The sequence below is a fragment of the Gilliamella sp. B2717 genome (genome assembly GCF_026536675.1).
Lineage (GTDB): Bacteria > Pseudomonadota > Gammaproteobacteria > Enterobacterales > Orbaceae > Gilliamella > Gilliamella apicola_I.
The window spans coordinates 1,942-4,754 of the sequence record NZ_JAFNNQ010000013.1; the positions used below are offsets into that span (position 1 = coordinate 1,942).

Below are 2,813 nucleotides of genomic sequence, written 5' to 3' on the forward strand. Positions count from 1 at the left end.
TGCTCATTAAGTTTAGGTAAAATAATCTCTTTAGCAGCAATGTTAGCTTGCATACCATTACTTAATGTGACTTTACCTTTATGAATACTTTTTGATTTAGAGGAGGTACTGGTTGATTTACCGTCTGTATCATTGACAAAAATATTTTCATTTAAATTTATATTTGATTCCGTTACAACAACTTTATAATCTTTGTTTTTTACTAATCCAACAAACTGATAGGTCCCCAAATTACCGGCTGTTAATTGAGAAGCAATTTTTTCCCAATCGGTTCCATTATGTTGGTAAAGTTCGACAGTGGTATTAATTCCTGTACTACCCAGAGTGGCAAGCGGAATATTATTGCCCGTTTTACCTGAGTCTGGACCTGCTTTAATATATTGCTGAGGTCCTAGTACAAACACATTTCCAGATATACCAGCTAACGTTGTATCGTTCGGATCCATTTTTAATAAAAATGTCGGACCACTTGTTTGATTATTTTCGTCTGTTATTTTAACGTTTTGTTCAATTTTACTAATTGGAATATAAGGTGCTTTAACATTGGTTACCTTAATGTCATAACTCGCCACCGCTAAGTCTTTAAAACGATATCGACCATTATCAGTAGTAGTCATTGTTTTTGTACCCAGTACTTTGGTTGTCGTGCCAGAATAATAAAGCTCGACATTCATATCAATTGCACCGGTATCAAAATCTACTGTATAGATCCCATCACCATTTTGATCGATAGCGACAACACCATCGACACCCCATTCATTACGTGGTTTAACATTAAACACACCTTTTTGGTTTTTACCCGCCATATTAAAACTAATTTTGTCAACGTAGGCGTTTTTGCTATCCGGTAACGTTGCATCCCATAAGGCATATTTGATTTTATTACTTGAATCTGCAATAAAATCTTCTGCATCAACCACCATATCATACTGATGCCCTTTTAAGGTATTTTTAAGTTCGACTGTACCACTATTACTTGTTACAAAAACAGGAGTTTTGGAAGAAGCACTATAAATTAGTCTAACAGGAATATTCTTTGCACCGGCGCCTTTGTCATCTTTTATCACTAAGTTGATATCACCGCCTTGCCCTTTGATAAATAAGTTCTGAGCAGAGGCGCCGGTATCCACTATCAGTTGTACTGAGCGATCAATGGTTTCACCTTCAGTCGTTTTGGCAACAATCTTATATGTCCCCAGGAACGGTGCATCTAATTTATAACTTCCATCTTGGTTGGTTGTTGCATCAGATAATAATTTTTGGTTACTATCATATAATTCAACTTTTAAACCCGTTAACGGCATTTCCGTTTTGCTTGCCGTATTATCATAATCTAAATAGACTTTTCCACCTATATCAAAGCCATACGCAGTTGATAGTGTCACCATCGATATAAACGCTGAGGCTAATAGTTGTTTTATACCCCTTAGCATTCTTTTTTTCACTGTTGCATGATGTGCAGTTCGCATTATCTTTTCTCCTGATATGCGCAAATTCTCTTCTTTTCGTTTTTCTACTTTTCGGTTTGATTTGATTTGCACGGATGAATACATCTGACCTCTATTAACTTTTTGCCAACTGTTCATTAGAAACTCCCTACTACATTGACAAACCAACCATGTGAACGGTAGTTCAGACGCGTTAAGTTGTCATTGTAATCCGTAAAGTTATAACCTATTCCCATCTTGATATTGTCACCGACATTTCGGTAAATACTGGTCACAACCCCGTCTTTATGGTCATCCGCTAGGTTTGTACGTAACGTTCGACCTTCTATCTGGTATTCCCAGTCACCTGTCTTGTAATTGAGGCGAAGTGCATATAAGCTTGCTCCTGATGAGTACCACGTGCTTTCACCTTTATAACGTAAATGCCCTTGTCGGTGCGCCGCTTTAAACGCTGTTTCCCAGTTCGCATTCCACTCATACACACCTTCTAATGACCACACCCAACTTTTTTGGTCATACAGGCTTGAGGTATAGCTTTTGCTATTTGACGATGTTGAATTTGCTATCAGCTGATCATCCGGATCTAAACCATACACATACGTTAGCTTTCCGAATAAATTCAGGTTATTGATAGATAACGGGCGATAAGCAAAGCCTAATGTCGATTCCGTGTAGTTACTCACCACTTCACTGTTGTTATCGTGCTCTCCTAACGTTTTTGCAAAATCAAACTGTGCCATCCAGCTTAGGTTCTCGTTCACGGTCGTTTTTGCCCGGTTGGTCGTTACCCATTGACGGATCCGCTCACTACCTTCATCTATCCGGTATTCCACCCGGTTACGTACCTGAACAGTATCATTTTTATAACCATATCCTACTGCATACACATCCCGGCGGGTTTCATCATTTCCGGTTAAACTGGTATTGCGGTTTCGGTAACGATTATTCACCCGCCCTACCGAGTAAGACCCCTCTATAAATTGTGCTTCCGTCGGTTTATAACTTACCCCATAAACATCAGAAGTAGTTCGGTCAATTTTGGTGGTTTTAAATTGACGCTCTGAGTAAAGCTCCATCTGACTGGTCGCTTTGGTGCGTCCCCCAACAATTGTCGTAATACCCCGCCCCGAGGTCGAGTCCACATCATTTAAGACTTTGGTATATAAACTGGTGCGGTCATTTACATCCCAGCTCCCCTGAACACCACCACCGGCACCCCGATTTGATGCAAATACTTCTGCACCCAAATTGATGCTTTCGGTAATTTGTGAACTGTATCCTAAGGTGGTACGGTTATCATTCGCCACATCGCCCGATTTACCTAACGTCAGCTGCTGAATGATGTAACCTTTGTCCCGTCCGTCA

General features: G+C 39.8%; 2 protein-coding genes. Both read right to left on the reverse strand.

What is annotated here, in order from left to right; all coding sequences use genetic code 11:
* Positions 1 to 1,586: hypothetical protein (locus tag J3U35_RS03160; RefSeq protein ID WP_267359508.1), on the reverse strand; the 1,586-nt coding region annotated here is incomplete at its 3' end.
* A partial coding sequence (locus tag J3U35_RS03165; protein WP_267359510.1) for a hypothetical protein occupies positions 1,586 to 2,813 on the reverse strand: 1,228 nt, incomplete at its 5' end. The genes J3U35_RS03160 and J3U35_RS03165, both read right to left, overlap by 1 nt.